This is a genomic window from Actinoplanes solisilvae (assembly GCF_003999975.1).
Lineage (GTDB): Bacteria > Actinomycetota > Actinomycetes > Mycobacteriales > Micromonosporaceae > Actinoplanes > Actinoplanes solisilvae.
On sequence record NZ_RJAC01000001.1, the window covers coordinates 1,374,134 to 1,388,403 of the forward strand.

Annotated in this window: 14 protein-coding genes; 8 read left to right on the forward strand and 6 right to left on the reverse strand. The window is 71.1% G+C overall.

The window, feature by feature from the left end:
• Positions 1 to 54: 54 nt before the first annotated feature.
• On the forward strand, positions 55 to 303 hold the full coding sequence (locus EER30_RS06555; RefSeq protein ID WP_127499135.1) for a MoaD/ThiS family protein: 249 nt from the start codon (positions 55 to 57) through the stop codon (positions 301 to 303).
• Between the two features lie 12 nt (positions 304 to 315).
• Positions 316 to 780 (forward strand): phosphotransferase, encoded by a 465-nt coding sequence (locus EER30_RS06560; RefSeq protein WP_127499137.1) that lies wholly within the window; start codon positions 316 to 318, stop codon positions 778 to 780.
• 39 nt (positions 781 to 819) lie between these two features.
• Here EER30_RS06560 and EER30_RS06565 read toward each other — a convergent pair whose 3' ends face one another.
• Positions 820 to 2,022 carry a calcium-binding protein gene (locus EER30_RS06565; RefSeq protein ID WP_127499139.1) on the reverse strand — a complete coding sequence of 401 codons (1,203 nt, stop codon included), beginning with the start codon at positions 2,020 to 2,022 and terminating at the stop codon, positions 820 to 822.
• Positions 2,023 to 2,157: 135 nt separating this feature from the next.
• On the opposite strand from EER30_RS06565, the gene EER30_RS06570 reads away from it, so the two are divergent.
• Together EER30_RS06570 and EER30_RS06575 are read left to right on the forward strand one after the other, a co-directional pair.
• Positions 2,158 to 3,396, forward strand: coding sequence for a metallophosphoesterase (locus EER30_RS06570; protein WP_127499141.1), 1,239 nt, complete (start codon positions 2,158 to 2,160; stop codon positions 3,394 to 3,396).
• A 106-nt stretch (positions 3,397 to 3,502) separates the two neighbouring features.
• Complete coding sequence (locus EER30_RS06575) at positions 3,503 to 6,634, forward strand: UvrD-helicase domain-containing protein (protein WP_127499143.1); 3,132 nt, start codon at positions 3,503 to 3,505, stop codon at positions 6,632 to 6,634.
• Here the strand turns inward: EER30_RS06575 and EER30_RS06580 are convergent.
• The gene (locus EER30_RS06580) at positions 6,621 to 7,109 is read right to left on the reverse strand and encodes a prepilin peptidase (RefSeq protein ID WP_240669817.1); all 489 of its coding nucleotides are present in this window, start codon (positions 7,107 to 7,109) and stop codon (positions 6,621 to 6,623) included. The genes EER30_RS06575 and EER30_RS06580 overlap by 14 nt on opposite strands.
• Positions 7,110 to 7,441: 332 nt before the next feature.
• Between EER30_RS06580 and EER30_RS06585 the strand changes: the two genes are divergently transcribed.
• The 4 genes from EER30_RS06585 to EER30_RS06600 all read left to right on the forward strand — a co-directional run bounded on the left by EER30_RS06585 (position 7,442) and on the right by EER30_RS06600 (position 11,342).
• Positions 7,442 to 8,083, forward strand: coding sequence for an LppU/SCO3897 family protein (locus EER30_RS06585; RefSeq protein ID WP_240669820.1), 642 nt, complete (start codon positions 7,442 to 7,444; stop codon positions 8,081 to 8,083).
• Positions 8,084 to 8,184: 101 nt separating this feature from the next.
• Complete coding sequence (locus EER30_RS06590; protein WP_127499145.1) at positions 8,185 to 9,390, forward strand: ATP-binding protein; 1,206 nt, start codon at positions 8,185 to 8,187, stop codon at positions 9,388 to 9,390.
• Between the two features lie 28 nt (positions 9,391 to 9,418).
• Complete coding sequence (locus EER30_RS06595; protein WP_127499147.1) at positions 9,419 to 9,982, forward strand: DoxX family membrane protein; 564 nt, start codon at positions 9,419 to 9,421, stop codon at positions 9,980 to 9,982.
• A 103-nt stretch (positions 9,983 to 10,085) separates the two neighbouring features.
• A complete protein-coding gene (locus EER30_RS06600; RefSeq protein WP_164842235.1) occupies positions 10,086 to 11,342 on the forward strand; it encodes a glycosyltransferase 87 family protein in 1,257 nt (418 codons plus the stop codon).
• Here the strand turns inward: EER30_RS06600 and EER30_RS06605 are convergent.
• Genes EER30_RS06605 through moaC form a run of 4 tightly spaced genes read right to left on the reverse strand, consistent with a single transcriptional unit; the run spans position 11,329 to position 13,966 of the window.
• Positions 11,329 to 11,754, reverse strand: coding sequence for a molybdenum cofactor biosynthesis protein MoaE (locus EER30_RS06605; RefSeq protein ID WP_127499151.1), 426 nt, complete (start codon positions 11,752 to 11,754; stop codon positions 11,329 to 11,331). The two genes, EER30_RS06600 and EER30_RS06605, sit on opposite strands and share 14 nt — an antisense overlap.
• Positions 11,751 to 12,974, reverse strand: coding sequence for a molybdopterin molybdotransferase MoeA (locus EER30_RS06610; protein ID WP_127499153.1), 1,224 nt, complete (start codon positions 12,972 to 12,974; stop codon positions 11,751 to 11,753). The genes EER30_RS06605 and EER30_RS06610 overlap by 4 nt, the downstream gene beginning before the upstream one ends.
• A 9-nt stretch (positions 12,975 to 12,983) precedes the next feature.
• Positions 12,984 to 13,478, reverse strand: coding sequence for a MogA/MoaB family molybdenum cofactor biosynthesis protein (locus EER30_RS06615; protein WP_432417510.1), 495 nt, complete (start codon positions 13,476 to 13,478; stop codon positions 12,984 to 12,986).
• On the reverse strand, positions 13,475 to 13,966 hold the full coding sequence (moaC, locus tag EER30_RS06620; protein ID WP_127499155.1) for a cyclic pyranopterin monophosphate synthase MoaC: 492 nt from the start codon (positions 13,964 to 13,966) through the stop codon (positions 13,475 to 13,477). The genes EER30_RS06615 and moaC overlap by 4 nt, the downstream gene beginning before the upstream one ends.
• Between the last annotated feature and the right edge of the window lie 304 nt (positions 13,967 to 14,270).

Below are 14,270 nucleotides of genomic sequence, written 5' to 3' on the forward strand. Positions count from 1 at the left end.
GCCACGCAGGAGCGCCCGCACCCGGACAGCGGATGAGGTCGATCGGAGGTATCAGTGGCGACAGTGACCGTCCGATATTTCGCCGGGGCGCGGGCCGCGGCGAGCGGTGTCCGCAGTGAGCCCGCCGAGGCCGCCACGCTCGAAGAGCTGAGGCAGCGACTGACCGATCGCCACGGCGAACGGCTCGGCGTGGTCCTGAAGGCGGCCAGCTTCCTGGTCGACGGCCTGACCTGTCACGACCCGAGCGCCGCTCTGCCCGCGGACGCCACGATCGACATCCTGCCCCCGTTCGCCGGCGGCTGAGCCCTCGAACCAATGCATGATCGGCGAAGCCGGGCCGAGTCCGTTGCGCGGGCGTTCCTGAACGCCGGGGATTACGTCGTGACCCACCGCGACGTGGAGCCGTGGAACGTCCTGATGAGCGCGAAGGGGCCGGTGCTGATCGACTGGGACGTGGCCGGCCCCGACAGCGCGAGCCTCGAAGCGGCGCACTCAACGCTGGAGTTCGCGCGCCGCGGGCGGCAGGACGCTCCCGACGCGGCGGCGGTCCACAGAACCGTCGATGCGTATGTCAGCAACGGTGGAACACCCTTCGGCGGGCCCGACGTGCTGGCCCGCCGGGCCGGGCTGCGACTGGGCCGGCTCGCCGAGCGGCTGCGCATGTCCCTGGGCGACCAGGACCTCGGTTCACGCGATCTTGCCGCCGTCGAGCGGCGGGCGGCGGAGCAGATCGCCGAGACACCCGCCTTGGTCGCCGCGCTTCGTAACTATCGCCTCTGACGCCCCGGGCGCCCGGCACCCGCCGGACGCCCGGTCCGATCAGAGACGTTCGCAGTTCACCAGGGTGTCGGTGGCGAGCGCCCGGCACACGTCGCCGAGCATCGTGCCGTTCGGGCCGCCGTCCAGGGTGTCCACGGGGTCCGACAAGTAGGAGTCGATGTCCGTCAGGAAGTCGTCGCCCGCCTCGCCGTAGAGGTAGTCGCGTCCCGCGTCGCCCATGAGGTCGTCGTTGCCGCCACGGCCATAGATCACGTCGTCACCGTCGAGCCCGGCGAGTCGGTTTGCGCTCGCGTTGCCGAAGAGACGGTCGTTGCCGGGGCCACCCGTGGCGTTCTCGACGTCGGCGCCCACGGTGTCGTACTCCCCCGCCTGGCCGTCGTCGCGGGAAGAACCGTCCAGGTCGACAGTCACCGCCCGCTTCACGTACCAGTAGGAGACCGAATCCGTCCCGGCTCCCCCGGAGACCACATCGGCCGAGGTCTTGGCGGGGTCGTCGTCGCCGATCATGTTGTCGTTTCCTGAAGCGCCGTACAGACGATCGCTGCCGGCGCCGCCGTTGAGGTCGTCGTTGCCGGCGCCCGCGTCGAGCACGTCGGCGCCCGCGCCGGCGAAGAGGTCGTCCGAGCCGTCGCCGCCGGCCAGGCCATCGTTGCCGTCGTTGCCCCAGAGCCCGTCGTTACCCGCCGCACCGCCCAGCCAGTCGTTGCCCGTGGCGCCGCCGAGGATGTCGTTACCGGCGCCGCCGTCGAGACTGTCGTTACCGCTGTCGCCGAGGATCGTGTCGTTGCCGCCGAGACCGACGATGCGGTCGGTGCCTGATCCACCGCGGAGGTTGTCGCCGAACGGCCCGCCGGTGATCGTGTCGTTGCCGCTGCCGCCATCGGCGGTCAAGTAGAAGCTGCCCTTGTTGGCCACGGAGTCGTTGCCGTCGTAGAGGTAGGCCAGAACGCGAGCGGGCGTCTTCGCGGTGGTGCAGCTGACCTTGGTCTTGTCGCTGCCCACCCGTTTGCAGCCCGTACCCGCCGTGATCGCGACGCGGTCGTCGATCGTGACCACGCGCCCGGACCCGGTCACCACGACCTGGTTGGTCAGGCCGCTGCCGGCCCGGTAAAGCACGTTCGTCGAGCCGGAGACCGAGGCGACACCGGCGCCGGCTGCCATGGCCGGCGCGGCGAGGACACCACCGGCCACGGTCGTGAGCAGCAGAACACCGGCACGGGCCGGCCACTGCGATCGAGACATTTTCCCCCCATGAAGTCCGGAGGATCATAGTGGTCGATCACTGCAACTCAAGATGCGGCGAACCGGTGGACTCAACAGTCGGCTCTCAGGATCGACCGGGAGACTGTGGGGTGGAATCGCTGGGGGAGGAAAGTCTTGGTCGTCTTCGTCGGGCTGATCTTTGTCGTGATCGGGCTCATCCACTTCTACCTGTGGAAGCGGCTCGTCAAAGATCCGCTGCCCAGCCGGCGAGCCCGTCGGATCGGCGCCGGCATCGTCGTCGCGCTGGCCGTGCTGGTCCCGGCGACCCTCATCGGGGTGCGGTCGGGCGCGATCCCGTGGCTGGCGTGGCCCGGCTACCTGTGGATCGCGGTCATGTTCTACCTGCTCGTCACGCTCGCCGTCCTCGAGATCCCCCGGCTCGCCCTCGTGCTGGTGTGGCGCTCACAGAGGCGTACGGGGAAGGGCAGCGCAACGGTCGCCGCCGAGAGTGACCAGGGAAGCCCCGCCGCAGGCGAAACACGGGCCGCACCGGTTCTGACAGCCGTCCAGCCGGAAACACCCGACGAGCCGGGCGTTGATCGACGGCTGGTCCTGGCCCGCGGAGCGGCGATCTTCGCTGGGCTCACCGCCGCGAGCGTCACCGGTTACGGCGTGAAGACCGCGCTCGGCACCCCACGCATCGACCGGCTTCAGATCCCCATCGCCAAGCTGCCCCGGGCGATGGACGGCACCCGCCTGGCCGTCGTCTCGGACATCCACGTCGGCCCACTGACCGGCGTCGATCACGCCCGCCGCATAGTCACCGTGATCAATTCGGTGCAGGCGGACATCGTGTGCGTCGTCGGTGACCTTGTTGACGGCAGCGTGGCGGAACTGGGGCGGTTCGCGGCGCCGCTGGCCGAGATCGAGTCGCGGCAGGGGGCGTATTTCGTGACCGGCAACCATGAGTACTACTCGGGCTTCCAGGAGTGGATCGACGAGGTCGCACGCCTGAACATCCGGCCGCTGCGCAACGAGCGACTCGAACTCGGCGGCCTCGACCTGGCCGGCGTCAACGACCTGGGTGGCGCCGACGCCGGTGACCCGCCCGACTTCCGCAAGGCCCTGGGCGACCGGGACCAGGCCCGTCCGGTCGTGCTTATGGCGCACCAGCCGGTCGCCGTTCACGAAGCGGCCCCGTTCGGGGTTGATCTTCAAGTTTCGGGTCACACCCACGGCGGACAGATGGCACCCTTCAACCTGCTGGTGAAGCTTGAGCAGCCGGTTGTCTCGGGGCTCGGCCAGGTCGACGGCGTGCCGGTCTATGTCACGAATGGTGCCGGTTTCTGGGGTCCGCCGGTCCGCGTAGGTGCCCCGCCCCAGGTGAGCGTCCTCGAGCTGCGATCCACATAACACCGCGGCCGGGCCAAAAAGGGTCGACGAAGCGAGGCCGGAGGCATCAAGATCCGTAAGTTCGTCAAGCGTGGCGATTCGTGCAAGCGGTGGAGGGCGTGACAGGATGCAGCGCGTGCCCTCGGACGACGCAGGTTATGCCGCGGACACGTACGTCGCGGATCTCCACATCCACTCGCGCTTCTCGCGCGCGTGCAGCCGCGACCTGACGCTGCCCAATCTGGCCTGGTGGGCGCGGCGCAAGGGGATCGCCCTGCTGGGCACCGGTGACTTCACCCACCCGGCCTGGTTCGACCATCTGCGCGAGAGCCTGGTGCCCGACGGCCCGGGCCTGTTCCGCTATGTCGACGAGCCCGAGGTCACCAAGCGGCTGCCCGGTTCGCTGCAGGCCAGTCCGGCCGCGCGGCTCATGCTCAGCGTCGAGATCTCGACGATCTACAAGCGGGACGACCGCACCCGCAAGGTGCACCACCTGATCTACATGCCCGACCTCGAGTCGGCGGCCCGGTTCAACACCGCTCTGGGCCGCATCGGCAACCTGACCGCCGACGGCCGGCCGATCCTCGGGCTCGACTCGCGCGACCTGCTCGAGATCACCCTCGAGGCCGGCGGCTACCTGGTTCCGGCCCACATCTGGACGCCGTGGTTCTCGGCCCTCGGCTCGAAGTCGGGCTTCGACGCCATCGCCGACTGCTACGCCGACCTGGCCGAACACGTCACCGCCGTCGAGACCGGCCTCTCCTCCGACCCCGAGATGAACTGGCGCGTCTCCAGCCTCGACCGCTACCGCCTGGTCTCGAACTCCGACGCCCACTCGCCGGCCGCGCTGGCCCGCGAGGCGACGCTCTACACGGGCGAGCCCAGCTACGACGCCGTCCGCGACGGCGTGGGGCTGGCCGGCACGCTCGAGTTCTTCCCCGAGGAGGGCAAGTATCACGCCGACGGCCACCGGGCCTGCGGCGTGAACTGGGAGCCCGAACGCACCCGGGAGCACGGCGGTCGCTGCCCCGAGTGCGGCAAACCGCTCACCGTGGGCGTGCTGAGCCGGGTCGAAGACCTGGCCGACCGGCCCGTCGGTTTCCACCGCGACACGCACGTCGAGCACCTGATCCAGCTCCACGAGATCCTCGGCGAGATCAACGGGGTCGGCCCGAAGTCCAAGACCGTCGAGAGCCAGATGAACCACCTCGTCGCCACGCTCGGCGCCGAGCTGGACATCCTGCGCAAGATCCCGGTGGACGCGATCGGCCAGGCGGGCGGCGACGAGCTACGCGAGGCGATCACCCGGCTGCGTCGTGGTGACGTACGGCGGGTGGCGGGCTACGACGGCGAGTACGGCGTGATCACGCTGTTCGATCGCGGCGAGCTGCGCAACCGGGCCAGCGCGCCGCAGATGGAGACGCTGTTCGACGTTCCGCAGCAGCGGAAGCCGGAACCCGCGCCGCGACCCAAGCCTGCCAAAGCGCCCAAGGAACCCAAGAAAGCGGCGCCCCCGATCGCGCCCCCGCCGAGCCCGCACGAGCCGTTCGAGCCGATGCTCGCCGGCATGGAAGAGGTCGGCACCGGCCTGCTCGACCGCCTCGACGCGATGCAGCGGGTGGCGGCGTCGGCACCCGGTGGCCCGCTGCTGATCGTGGCCGGTCCCGGAACGGGCAAGACCCGCACGCTCACCCACCGGATCGCCTACCTCTGCGCCGAGCTGGGCGTCTTTCCCGAGCGTTGCCTGGCCATCACGTTCACCCGGCGGGCCGCGGGCGAGCTGCGGGAGCGCCTGGACGCGCTGCTGGGCGACGTCGCCGAGGACATCACCGTCGGCACGTTCCACTCACTCGGCCTGACCATCCTCAAGGAGAACGCCAAGGCCGCCGGGCTGGGCGCCAACTGGCGCATCGCCGACGAGAGCGAGCGGGCCGAGGCACGCGAGCAGGCGGGCGACGACGACCTGGCCTACGCGAAACTGCTGCGTCAGCAAGACCTGGTCGACCTCGACGAACTGATCTCGATGCCGGTCGCCCTGCTGCGCGACGAGCCGGCCCTGGTCGAGAAGTACCGCCGCCGCTGGCAGTGGATCTTCGTCGACGAGTACCAGGACGTCGACGAGGTTCAGTACGAGCTGCTGCGCCTGCTCAGCCCGACCGACGGCAACCTTTGCGCGATCGGCGACCCCGACCAGGCGATCTACTCGTTCCGCGGCGCCGACGTGAAGTACTTCCTGCGCTTCAACGAAGACTTCGTCGATGCTCGGCTGGTGCGGCTGACCCGCAATTACCGGTCCTCCGCGCCGATCCTGGCCGCCGCGGTGCAGGCGATCGCCCCGTCGTCGCTGGTCAGCGGTCGGCGGCTCGATCCGGCCCGGCTCGATCCCGAGGCGCCGCTGGTCGGCCGCTACGCCGCGGCGAGCGTCGCCGACGAGGCCGATTTCGTCGTGCGCACCGTCGACGATCTGGTCGGCGGTCTGTCGCACCGGTCGCTGGATTCGGGCCGGGTCGATTCCCGGTCGATCGCGGCCGGCAATCTGTCCTTCTCGGACATTGCCGTCCTTTACCGTACGGACTCCCAGTCGTCCGCGATCGTCGAGGCGCTGTCCCGGGCCGGCGTGCCGGTGCAGAAGCGCTCGCACAACCGGCTGCGCGACCGGCCCGGCGTGCAACAGATCGCCCGCGAACTGCAGCACGCCGACGTGCCGGGCGCGTCGCTTCCGGCCCGTGTGAAGCAGGCCGCCCAGATGCTGGCCCAGCGTTTCGCGGCGCCTACCCTCGACGGTGAGCAGCTCGCCCCCGAGGACATCTGGACCGCGGCCGACCTGCTGCGCCCGCTCGCCCAGAAGATCGGCGACGACCTGTCCCGCTTCCTGCAAGAGATCGCCACGGGCGCCGAGGTGGACGCGCTCGATCCTCGGGCCGAGGCGGTCAACCTGCTCACGCTGCACGCCGCGAAGGGCCTCGAGTTCCCGGTGGTCTTCCTCGTCGGCTGCGAGGACGGGCTGCTGCCGATGCGCTGGCCGGGCGGCCAGACCGACGAGGACGAGATCGCCGAGGAGCGCCGTCTGTTCTTCGTCGGGCTGACGCGCGCGCAGGACCGCCTCTACGTCACGCATGCGGCACGCCGGTTCCGTCACGGCAGCGAACGCGAGCAGACGCCGAGCCCGTTCCTCGACGTGATCGACTCGGGCCTGTTCGAGCGCCTGGGCGACACCGTGCCGGCGCGCCCTCGGGACCGCCAGCTCAGGCTGCTGTAAGGGCGATCAGGGCGCCGGCCAGCAGCGCCGGCCCGAACGGCAGCGGCCGGCCGCGACGGGCGAGCAGCATCGCCAGCGCGATCGGCCCGTTGATCAGGTGGGGCACGACGAGGCCGGCGAGCACCGCCGGCCAGCCGAAGAAGCCCAGGATCGTCGCCAGCGCGGCCGCGAGCTTCACGTCGCCCAGACCGAGCCCGCCACCCGGCAGAAGAGCGACCACAAGGTACGCCGTGAGCACTATCGCGCCGGCCACGAGGGCCGGGCCGATGCGGTCGGGGCGCAGCATCGCCGCCGGCACCGCGGCGAGGATCGCGACGGCGGCGACGAGACGGTCGGGCAGCCGCAGGCAGCGCAGGTCGATCAGGGCGAGGAGCAGGCCCGGCACGGCCGCCAATAGTTGGGCCGGCAGCAGCGGGGACGGACCCAGTCCCACGGCCAGGAGCGCGGCCACCGACGCACCAGCGAGCACCGTCATCGCGTACGCCCGGGAACAGGGACAGGAGGCACCCACCCGGACCCAACCGGCGGGCCCGACCGCGAAGCGGAGGCCGCAGGAGGCACACGCCGATCGAGGCCGAGATCCGAAGGGGACACTCAGCCGATCGGCGACCCGGGGAAGGAAGGCGGCCGCCGAACCACCGAAGACGGCCGCCAAGATTACGAGAAGTACGGGCACGGTTGGGCACCGTAGTGGCCCGGTCCCCCGTGTGCGCGTCGTGTTGCCGACACCGACGGCGATTCAAGGCGGTTTCCGGTCGGTCGTGCACGCTACGGTGACAGCAACATCCGCCTCCGGAGGAAACCTCGATGTCGCAGAACGGCCCGCATTCCGGCCCGCCGTGGTCGCACGGGAGCTCCGACGAGCCCTATGCGGAGCCTGCCGATCCCTGGGGCGATCATGGTGCGCCCGTCTCCGAGCAGTCCTCGTGGGGCGGTCATCCGCCATCGATCCCGCAGCAGCCGGTGAGCTACCACTCGGCGCCGATGAGCCCGGCCGCTCCGCCGTGGGAGAAACCTCCGAAACGCAACACCCCCATCCTCGTGCTGGTGGTGGCGCTGGGCTTGCTGATCGTCGTCGGCCTCGGCGCGACGGCGTGGCTGCTCAACGAGCGTCGCGACAACTCCGGCAACCAGGCGACCCCGACCCAGTCGGCGACCGCTCAGGTGCCCGGTCCCGCTCCGCTGGGCAGTGAGGACGCGCGCTTCTATGTGAAGAAGGGCGACTGCGTGGTCAACGAGGGCACCGACGAGGAGCCCAACATGCGCGCCACGGCCTGTACGAGCGGCACCTACGAGGTGCTCGAACGCATCAAGGGCAAGACCACGGGGGAGAAGGACGCCGAGCGCAAGTGCGCCAAGGTCAGCGGCTACACGAAGTGGTTCTTCTACGACAGCCCGCTGGACGATCTCGACTTCGTGCTCTGCCTCAAGGAGCATAAGGCGCTCTAGCCGTTTCTAGGGATTCTGCTAGAAAGGGCTAGATCTACCTCGACGAGGATTCCATAGCGGACTCTAGCCATTTTGCTAGACGAGCCGATACTGTGCTATCCGTGGATCCGGTCAGGAATCCGTACGCTCCCGGCGCCGGTCAGCGCCCACCCGAGCTCGCCGGTCGTGACCGCGAGCTCGACGCCTTCGACGTGGTGCTCGAGCGGATCGCGCGGGGCCGCCCCGAGCGCAGCCTCGTCCTCACCGGCCTGCGCGGGGTCGGCAAGACCGTCTTGCTCAACACGTTGCGCTCGGCCGCGATCGGCCGCCTGTGGGGCACCGGCAAGATCGAGGCCCGGCCCGATCAGTCGCTGCGCCGCCCGGTCTCGGCCGCGCTCCACATGGCGATCCGCGAGCTGGCCCCGCACCACCGCGACCCCGACCGGGTCGACGAGGTGCTCGCCGTGCTCAAGGCATTCGCACTGCGGGCCAACGACAGCTCGTCCAAGCTGCGTGACCGCTGGTCGCCCGGCATCGACGTGCCGCCGGCCCGGGGCCGCGCCGACTCGGGCGACATCGAGATCGACCTGGTCGAGCTGTTCACCGACGCGGCCTCGCTCGCCACCGACGTGGGCACCGGCATCGCGCTGTTCATCGACGAGATGCAAGACCTGGGCCCGGCCGACGTCTCCGCGCTCTGCGCCGCCTGTCACGAGTTGTCCCAGCTCGGGGCGCCGCTGATCGTGGTCGGGGCGGGGCTGCCCCACCTACCGGCGGTGCTGTCGGCGGCCAAGTCGTACTCCGAGCGCCTCTTCCGCTATCAGCGGATCGACCGGCTCGACCGGGTCGCGGCCGATCTCGCGCTCTGTGCCCCGGCCGCGCGCGAACAGGTGGAGTACGAGGCGAAGGCGCTCGACCTGCTCTACGAGAAATCCGGCGGATATCCCTACTTCGTCCAGGCGTACGGGAAAGCCACCTGGGACCATGCCCCGCAGTCACCCGTGACCGACGCCGACGTTCGTGTCGCCGCCCCCGAGGCCGAGGCCGAGCTGGCCGTGGGCTTCTTCGGTTCCCGGTTCGAGCGCGCCACGCCCGCCGAGCGCGAATACATGCGCGCCATGGCCACGCTCTCGGGCGACCCCGGCAACGACATGGACGCGGCCGTGCCCACGGCCGACATCGCCACCGCGCTGGGCCGCCGTCCGGCCAGTCTCTCCCCGGCCCGCGACGCCCTGATCAAGAAGGGTCTGATCTATTCGGGCGAGCGCGGGACGGTCGCCTTCACCGTGCCGCATTTCGGCCGTTACCTGCGCACCCAGCCGGTGTGATCCGCGCCCGGCGGGTATAACCAGATTCATGAAGCCCGTACGCACGGCCGCCCGCGCCCTGCTCGCCTCGATCTTCGTAGTTCAAGGCGTCCGCGCGCTCGTCAAACCCAACGCCAACGCCGAGGCCGCCCACCGCCTCACCGACCGGTTCGGTCCGCTGCTCGAGAAGACCGATCCGCGCATCCCCACCGACGCCCGCACGCTGGTGCGGCTCAAGGGCGTGACCGACGTGGCCGCCGGGGTGGCGCTGGCGACCGGCCACTTCACCCGGCCCGCCGCCGCCGTGCTGGCCGCCGGGCTGGTGCCGTCGACGATCACCGCCCATCCGTTCTGGGACCGCTCGCACCCCGACCGCCAGGGGCAGGAGATCCAGTTCCTCAAGAACCTGGGCCTGCTCGGCGGTCTGCTGCTCGCCGCGGTCGACACCGAGGGCCGGCCTGGTCTGAGCTATCGCGCGAGTCACGCGGTCGACCGCTCCCAGCACTCGCTCGAGCGTTCCCGGCGCTCGGTCAAGCGGGCCGTCCGCACCGCCAAGCGGGAAGCCAAGATCGCCGCGTTGAGCGCTTCGGCGGCGCGCCGGCTGCCGGGCTAGCTCCTGACTCGGCCCCATTCCTAAACAGGAGCTAAACAACCTCTCCGCGATCTTTCCCGTTAGACCGGGGGACGAGAGCGACGGGGGTCGCGCCATGCCGGCGATGGAACACAGCGAACGGACCTTCCGGCCCGTCGTGATCGGGCTCGGATGCCTTGCGGTGCTCTGGGCGACGGGCCACTTCCTTCACACGTACGGGGTTCAGGCCCTGGCCGTGGATCACGAGGCGATCCGGGCCTGGCTCGCGGGGGACGACCTCTACGGGCTCGGCACCGCCCACCCGCCCACGGCCGCACTGCTGCTGGCGCCGGCCGCCGCGCTCCCGCTGACCGTGGCCGCCTGGCTGCTCGCCCTGGCCGGCGTGGCCGCTCTGATCCTGGCCGTGATCGCGCTGGCCGGCCCGGTCGCCCGCCGCTACGGACGGGCTCGCGGCCCCGCCGTCGCGGTCGCCGCCGCCGTCGCCCTGATGACCGAGCCGGTGCGCGCCACGCTGGGCCTCGGCCACCTCGACCTGCTGATCTTCGGCCTGATCGTGGCCGACCTGGTCGCCCTGCGCCGGGCGGCCTGGGCGCGACGCCGAGCGACCTGGTGGCCCGGCACCCGCCCCGGGCTGGAACGCTCCTGGTCGACCGGGGCGTGGGCGGGCCTGGGCATCGGCATCGCCTCGGCCCTCGCCGTCGGTCCCGTCCTGTTCATCGTCCATCTGGCCGTGACCCGGCAGTGGCGGCCCGCCCTGACCGCGGCCTCGACGGCGGCGACACTGACCCTCGGCGCGCTGCTGATCACGCCCGGCGCCACCGGAACCTGGTTCAGCACCGCCTTGGCCCAGGTCGACCGGGCCGGGCCGATCAGCGACCCGGCCAACCAGTCGCTGGCCGGCCTGCTCGCCCGCCTCAACGACTCGACGGGCACCCCGGTGCTGGTCTGGATCTCGTTCGCGGCCCTGCTGGTGGCGGTGGGCCTGATCCGGGCCCGGGCCGCGCACGCCGACGGCGACGAGATCACGGCGTTCACCCTCGTCGGCCTGGCCGGCGCGGCGACGGCACCGGTAACCACCGGGCATGAACTGTTCTGGGTCCTGCCCGCGATGCTGATCCTGGTGGACGCGGCCGCCCGGTTGCGAAGGCCGCGCGCCTCACGGTTCGCGGGCATCGGGTATGCGGCGGCCGCGCTCGTCGTCTATCTACTCCTCGTGTTGCCCACACAAATGATGGTGGACTGGAACGCGTACGCCTTTGCCGTGATCGCCCTGATGAACGGCCTGCCGTGGCGACCGGGGGTGGCTCCCACGACGACACCGGCCCGCAGGCCGGTCGCGCCCGTCCGGGTGCCCGCCATCCCCGGACCTAGGGGCAGTTGACCCATTCCTCGGAGCCGTCCGCGAAGACCTGCCGCTTCCAGATCGGCAGCCGGGCCTTGGCCTCGTCGACCAGGCGGGAGCAGGCCGCGAACGCCGCCGCCCGATGAGCTGTGCTCACGCTCGCGACCAGCGCGACGTCGCCGATCGCCAGCGTGCCGACCCGGTGCGACACGGCGACCGCGAAGACGTCGGGATCAGCCGCGATCTCGGCGGCGACCTCGCGCAGCACCTGGGCCGCGCTCGGGTGGCCCTCGTATTCGAGCAAGGTCACGCCCCGCCCGTGGTCGTGGTCGCGCACCACGCCCTGGAACGAGACGACCGCGCCGGCCCGGGCGTCGGCCACGGCCTTTTCGTGGGCGGCCAGGTCGAGCGGGGTGTCGAGCACCTCGGCGATGGCGATCGTGCCGGTCATGGACGCTCCCCGGTGACGAGTGGGAGGGGCAGGAAGGGAACCAGGTCGCCCGCCGCGGCCTCGGTGCCGGGACGGACGACGACGAAACCGTGGGCGTTCGACAGGCCGCGCAGCATCGCCGAGCCGACGTGGCCGACCGGGGTGGCCGACCGTCCATCGTGGTCGAGCCGGGCGAGCGCGAGGTGGGTGAAGCCGCCGCGCCCGGGCACCTTGGTGGTGGTCTCGACCCGGGAGAGCGCGGGCGCGGGGCGGCCCTGCAGGCCGGCCAGCAGCGGGGCGACCAGCGTGATCAGCGCGATCACGGCGGACTGCGGGTTGCCGGGCAGACCGGCCAGGAAGCGTGGGCGGCCGTCGGGGCCGGGCACCCGGGCCAGCAGCATCGGGAAGCCGGGACGCACGGCGACGGTGTTGACGATGTAGTCGGCGTCGAGCTCGGCCAGGGTGGGGTGCAGGTGGTCGACCGGGCCGTGCATCGTCCCGCCGGTGGTGCAGACCAGGTCGGCGTCGGCGAGAGCACCGCGAACCGCGGAGATGTGGGCCTCGAGCGTGTCTTGCACCGGGCCGACGGCCGCGGCGGTGGTCGTGCCGTAGCGGCGCAGCCAACCGGGCACCTGAGGGCCGAGCGAGTCACGCACCCGGCCGGCGCCCGGCGCGCCCGCGGTGAGCAACTCGTCGCCGAAGACCAGCACGCCGGCCCGGGGACGCGGATAGACGGCGAGAGACTCGTAGCCGCAGGTGGCCGCGACCCCGATCACCGCCGGGTCGATCGCGGTGCCGGCCGGCAGCAGTTCTTCGCCCTTGCTCGCCTCCTCGCCGGGCAGTCGCCAGTCGGGGATCTCACGAGACGTGCCGCTGACCCGGCCGTCGCCGTCGCGTGTGGACTCTTCGACGCGGACGAGCGCGTCGGCGCCGGGCGGCACCATCGCGCCGGTGGCGATCTCGACGCAGGTGCCCGGGTCGGTCAGCGGCGGGGCGACGCCGCCGGCCAGCACCCGGCCCACCGGGCGCCACGGCTGCGGGCCGCGCACGGCCCAGCCGTCGATGCTCGACGTGGGGAAGGCCGGCAGGTCGGTCAGGGCGCGCAACGGCTCGGCCAGGGTGCGGCCGTCGGCGTCGGGCAGCGCGACCGGCTCGGCCGCGCCGGCTGCCGCACGGCCTGCCTCGTAGGCCAGCTCGCGGGCCTTTTGCCAGTCGACCGGGGTGGTGTCGTCGCCGCTCACCGGTCGAGCCTATCCAGCCGCGCCCGAGGAGGGGTGATCGCCGCCGTTGATCTGGTCGACGGTGTGCCTCAGCAACGGTCCGAGAACGGCGAGACCGTCCTTGGCCCCACCGGTCGAGCCGGGCAGGTTGACGATCAGGGTGCGTCCGGCGACGCCCGCGAGGCCGCGGGACAGCGCGGCGGCGGGCACCTTGTCGCGGCTGTAGGCCCGGATCGCCTCGGCAATGCCCGGGATCTCGAAGTCGAGCAGGCCTCGGGTCATCTCCGGGGTGCGGTCGGTGGGGGTGACGCCGGTGCCGCCGCTGGTCAGGACGACATCGACGCCGTCGGCGACGGCCAGGCGCAGCGCCTCGGCCACCGGCTTGCCGTCGGGCACGACCACCGGTTCGCCGACCGTGCAGCCCAGCTCACGCAGCCCGGCGACCAGACGCGGGCCGCTCGTGTCGGCGTAAACGCCCGCGGCGGCCCGATTGCTGGCCACGATCACTCGCGCCGTCATCGTCATGGACGGTCCTCCGGTCGTACCCAATCGCCGGTCTTGCCGCCCTCTTTGCGCAGCACTCGGACGGCTTCGATGCTCGCGGCCGGGTCGACCGCCTTGATCATGTCGATGGCGGCGAGGCCGGCCGTGGCCACCGCGGTCAGCGCCTCCATCTCGACACCGGTGCGGTCGGCCGTCTTGGTGGTGGCGGTGATCTCGATCGTGGTGTCGGTCAGGGTGAGATCGACCTTGACGCCGTGCAGCCCGATCGGGTGACACAGCGGAATGAGGTCGGGCGTGCGCTTGGCCCCCATGATCCCGGCCAGCCGGGCCACCGCGAGCGCGTCGCCCTTGGGAAGTCCGTCACCCCGGAGAAGGGCGATCACCTGAGGCGTGGTCACCACTCGGCCGGCGGCCACGGCACGGCGCGCGGTCACCGTCTTGGCCGAGACGTCGACCATGCGGGCGGCACCGGCCTCGTCGACGTGAGTCAGCAGGGATTCGTCGGGCATACCGGGAGTTTATAGAAGCTTCTCCGAGAAACTTGTTCGCTTAATAGTGGCTCTCGCCTCACGATTCGGTCACGTCGAATGTTGGCGATCTATGCGCAGGTCAGGGACCATGTGCGGGGCGGAATAGGTGCGACGACCGCAGCGGCTATTGACAATCCGGAGCGTCAGACAAACGGCACGCTCGGCGATATGGACACTGCGGCCAAAACGCCTATTCAGGTAGCGGAGAGTTTTGCGCCATGGACGGCGCGTAGTCAAATCCCCTCGGGTTATCGCTTTCTGCTCAATACGACATGAATCGGTA

What these genes read in the sequence shown, in the direction of transcription:
- EER30_RS06600 (WP_164842235.1), top strand. Translation starts at nt 10,086, where the DNA reads ATGGAACACAGCGAACGGACCTTCCGGCCCGTCGTGATCGGGCTCGGA.
- EER30_RS06585 (WP_240669820.1), top strand. Translation starts at nt 7,442, where the DNA reads ATGTCGCAGAACGGCCCGCATTCCGGCCCGCCGTGGTCGCACGGGAGC.
- moaC (WP_127499155.1), bottom strand. Translation starts at nt 13,966, where the DNA reads ATGCCCGACGAATCCCTGCTGACTCACGTCGACGAGGCCGGTGCCGCC.
- EER30_RS06615 (WP_432417510.1), bottom strand. Translation starts at nt 13,478, where the DNA reads ATGACGATGACGGCGCGAGTGATCGTGGCCAGCAATCGGGCCGCCGCG.
- EER30_RS06595 (WP_127499147.1), top strand. Translation starts at nt 9,419, where the DNA reads ATGAAGCCCGTACGCACGGCCGCCCGCGCCCTGCTCGCCTCGATCTTC.
- EER30_RS06565 (WP_127499139.1), bottom strand. Translation starts at nt 2,022, where the DNA reads ATGTCTCGATCGCAGTGGCCGGCCCGTGCCGGTGTTCTGCTGCTCACG.
- EER30_RS06575 (WP_127499143.1), top strand. Translation starts at nt 3,503, where the DNA reads ATGCAGCGCGTGCCCTCGGACGACGCAGGTTATGCCGCGGACACGTAC.
- EER30_RS06580 (WP_240669817.1), bottom strand. Translation starts at nt 7,109, where the DNA reads ATGACGGTGCTCGCTGGTGCGTCGGTGGCCGCGCTCCTGGCCGTGGGA.
- EER30_RS06605 (WP_127499151.1), bottom strand. Translation starts at nt 11,754, where the DNA reads ATGACCGGCACGATCGCCATCGCCGAGGTGCTCGACACCCCGCTCGAC.
- EER30_RS06560 (WP_127499137.1), top strand. Translation starts at nt 316, where the DNA reads ATGCATGATCGGCGAAGCCGGGCCGAGTCCGTTGCGCGGGCGTTCCTG.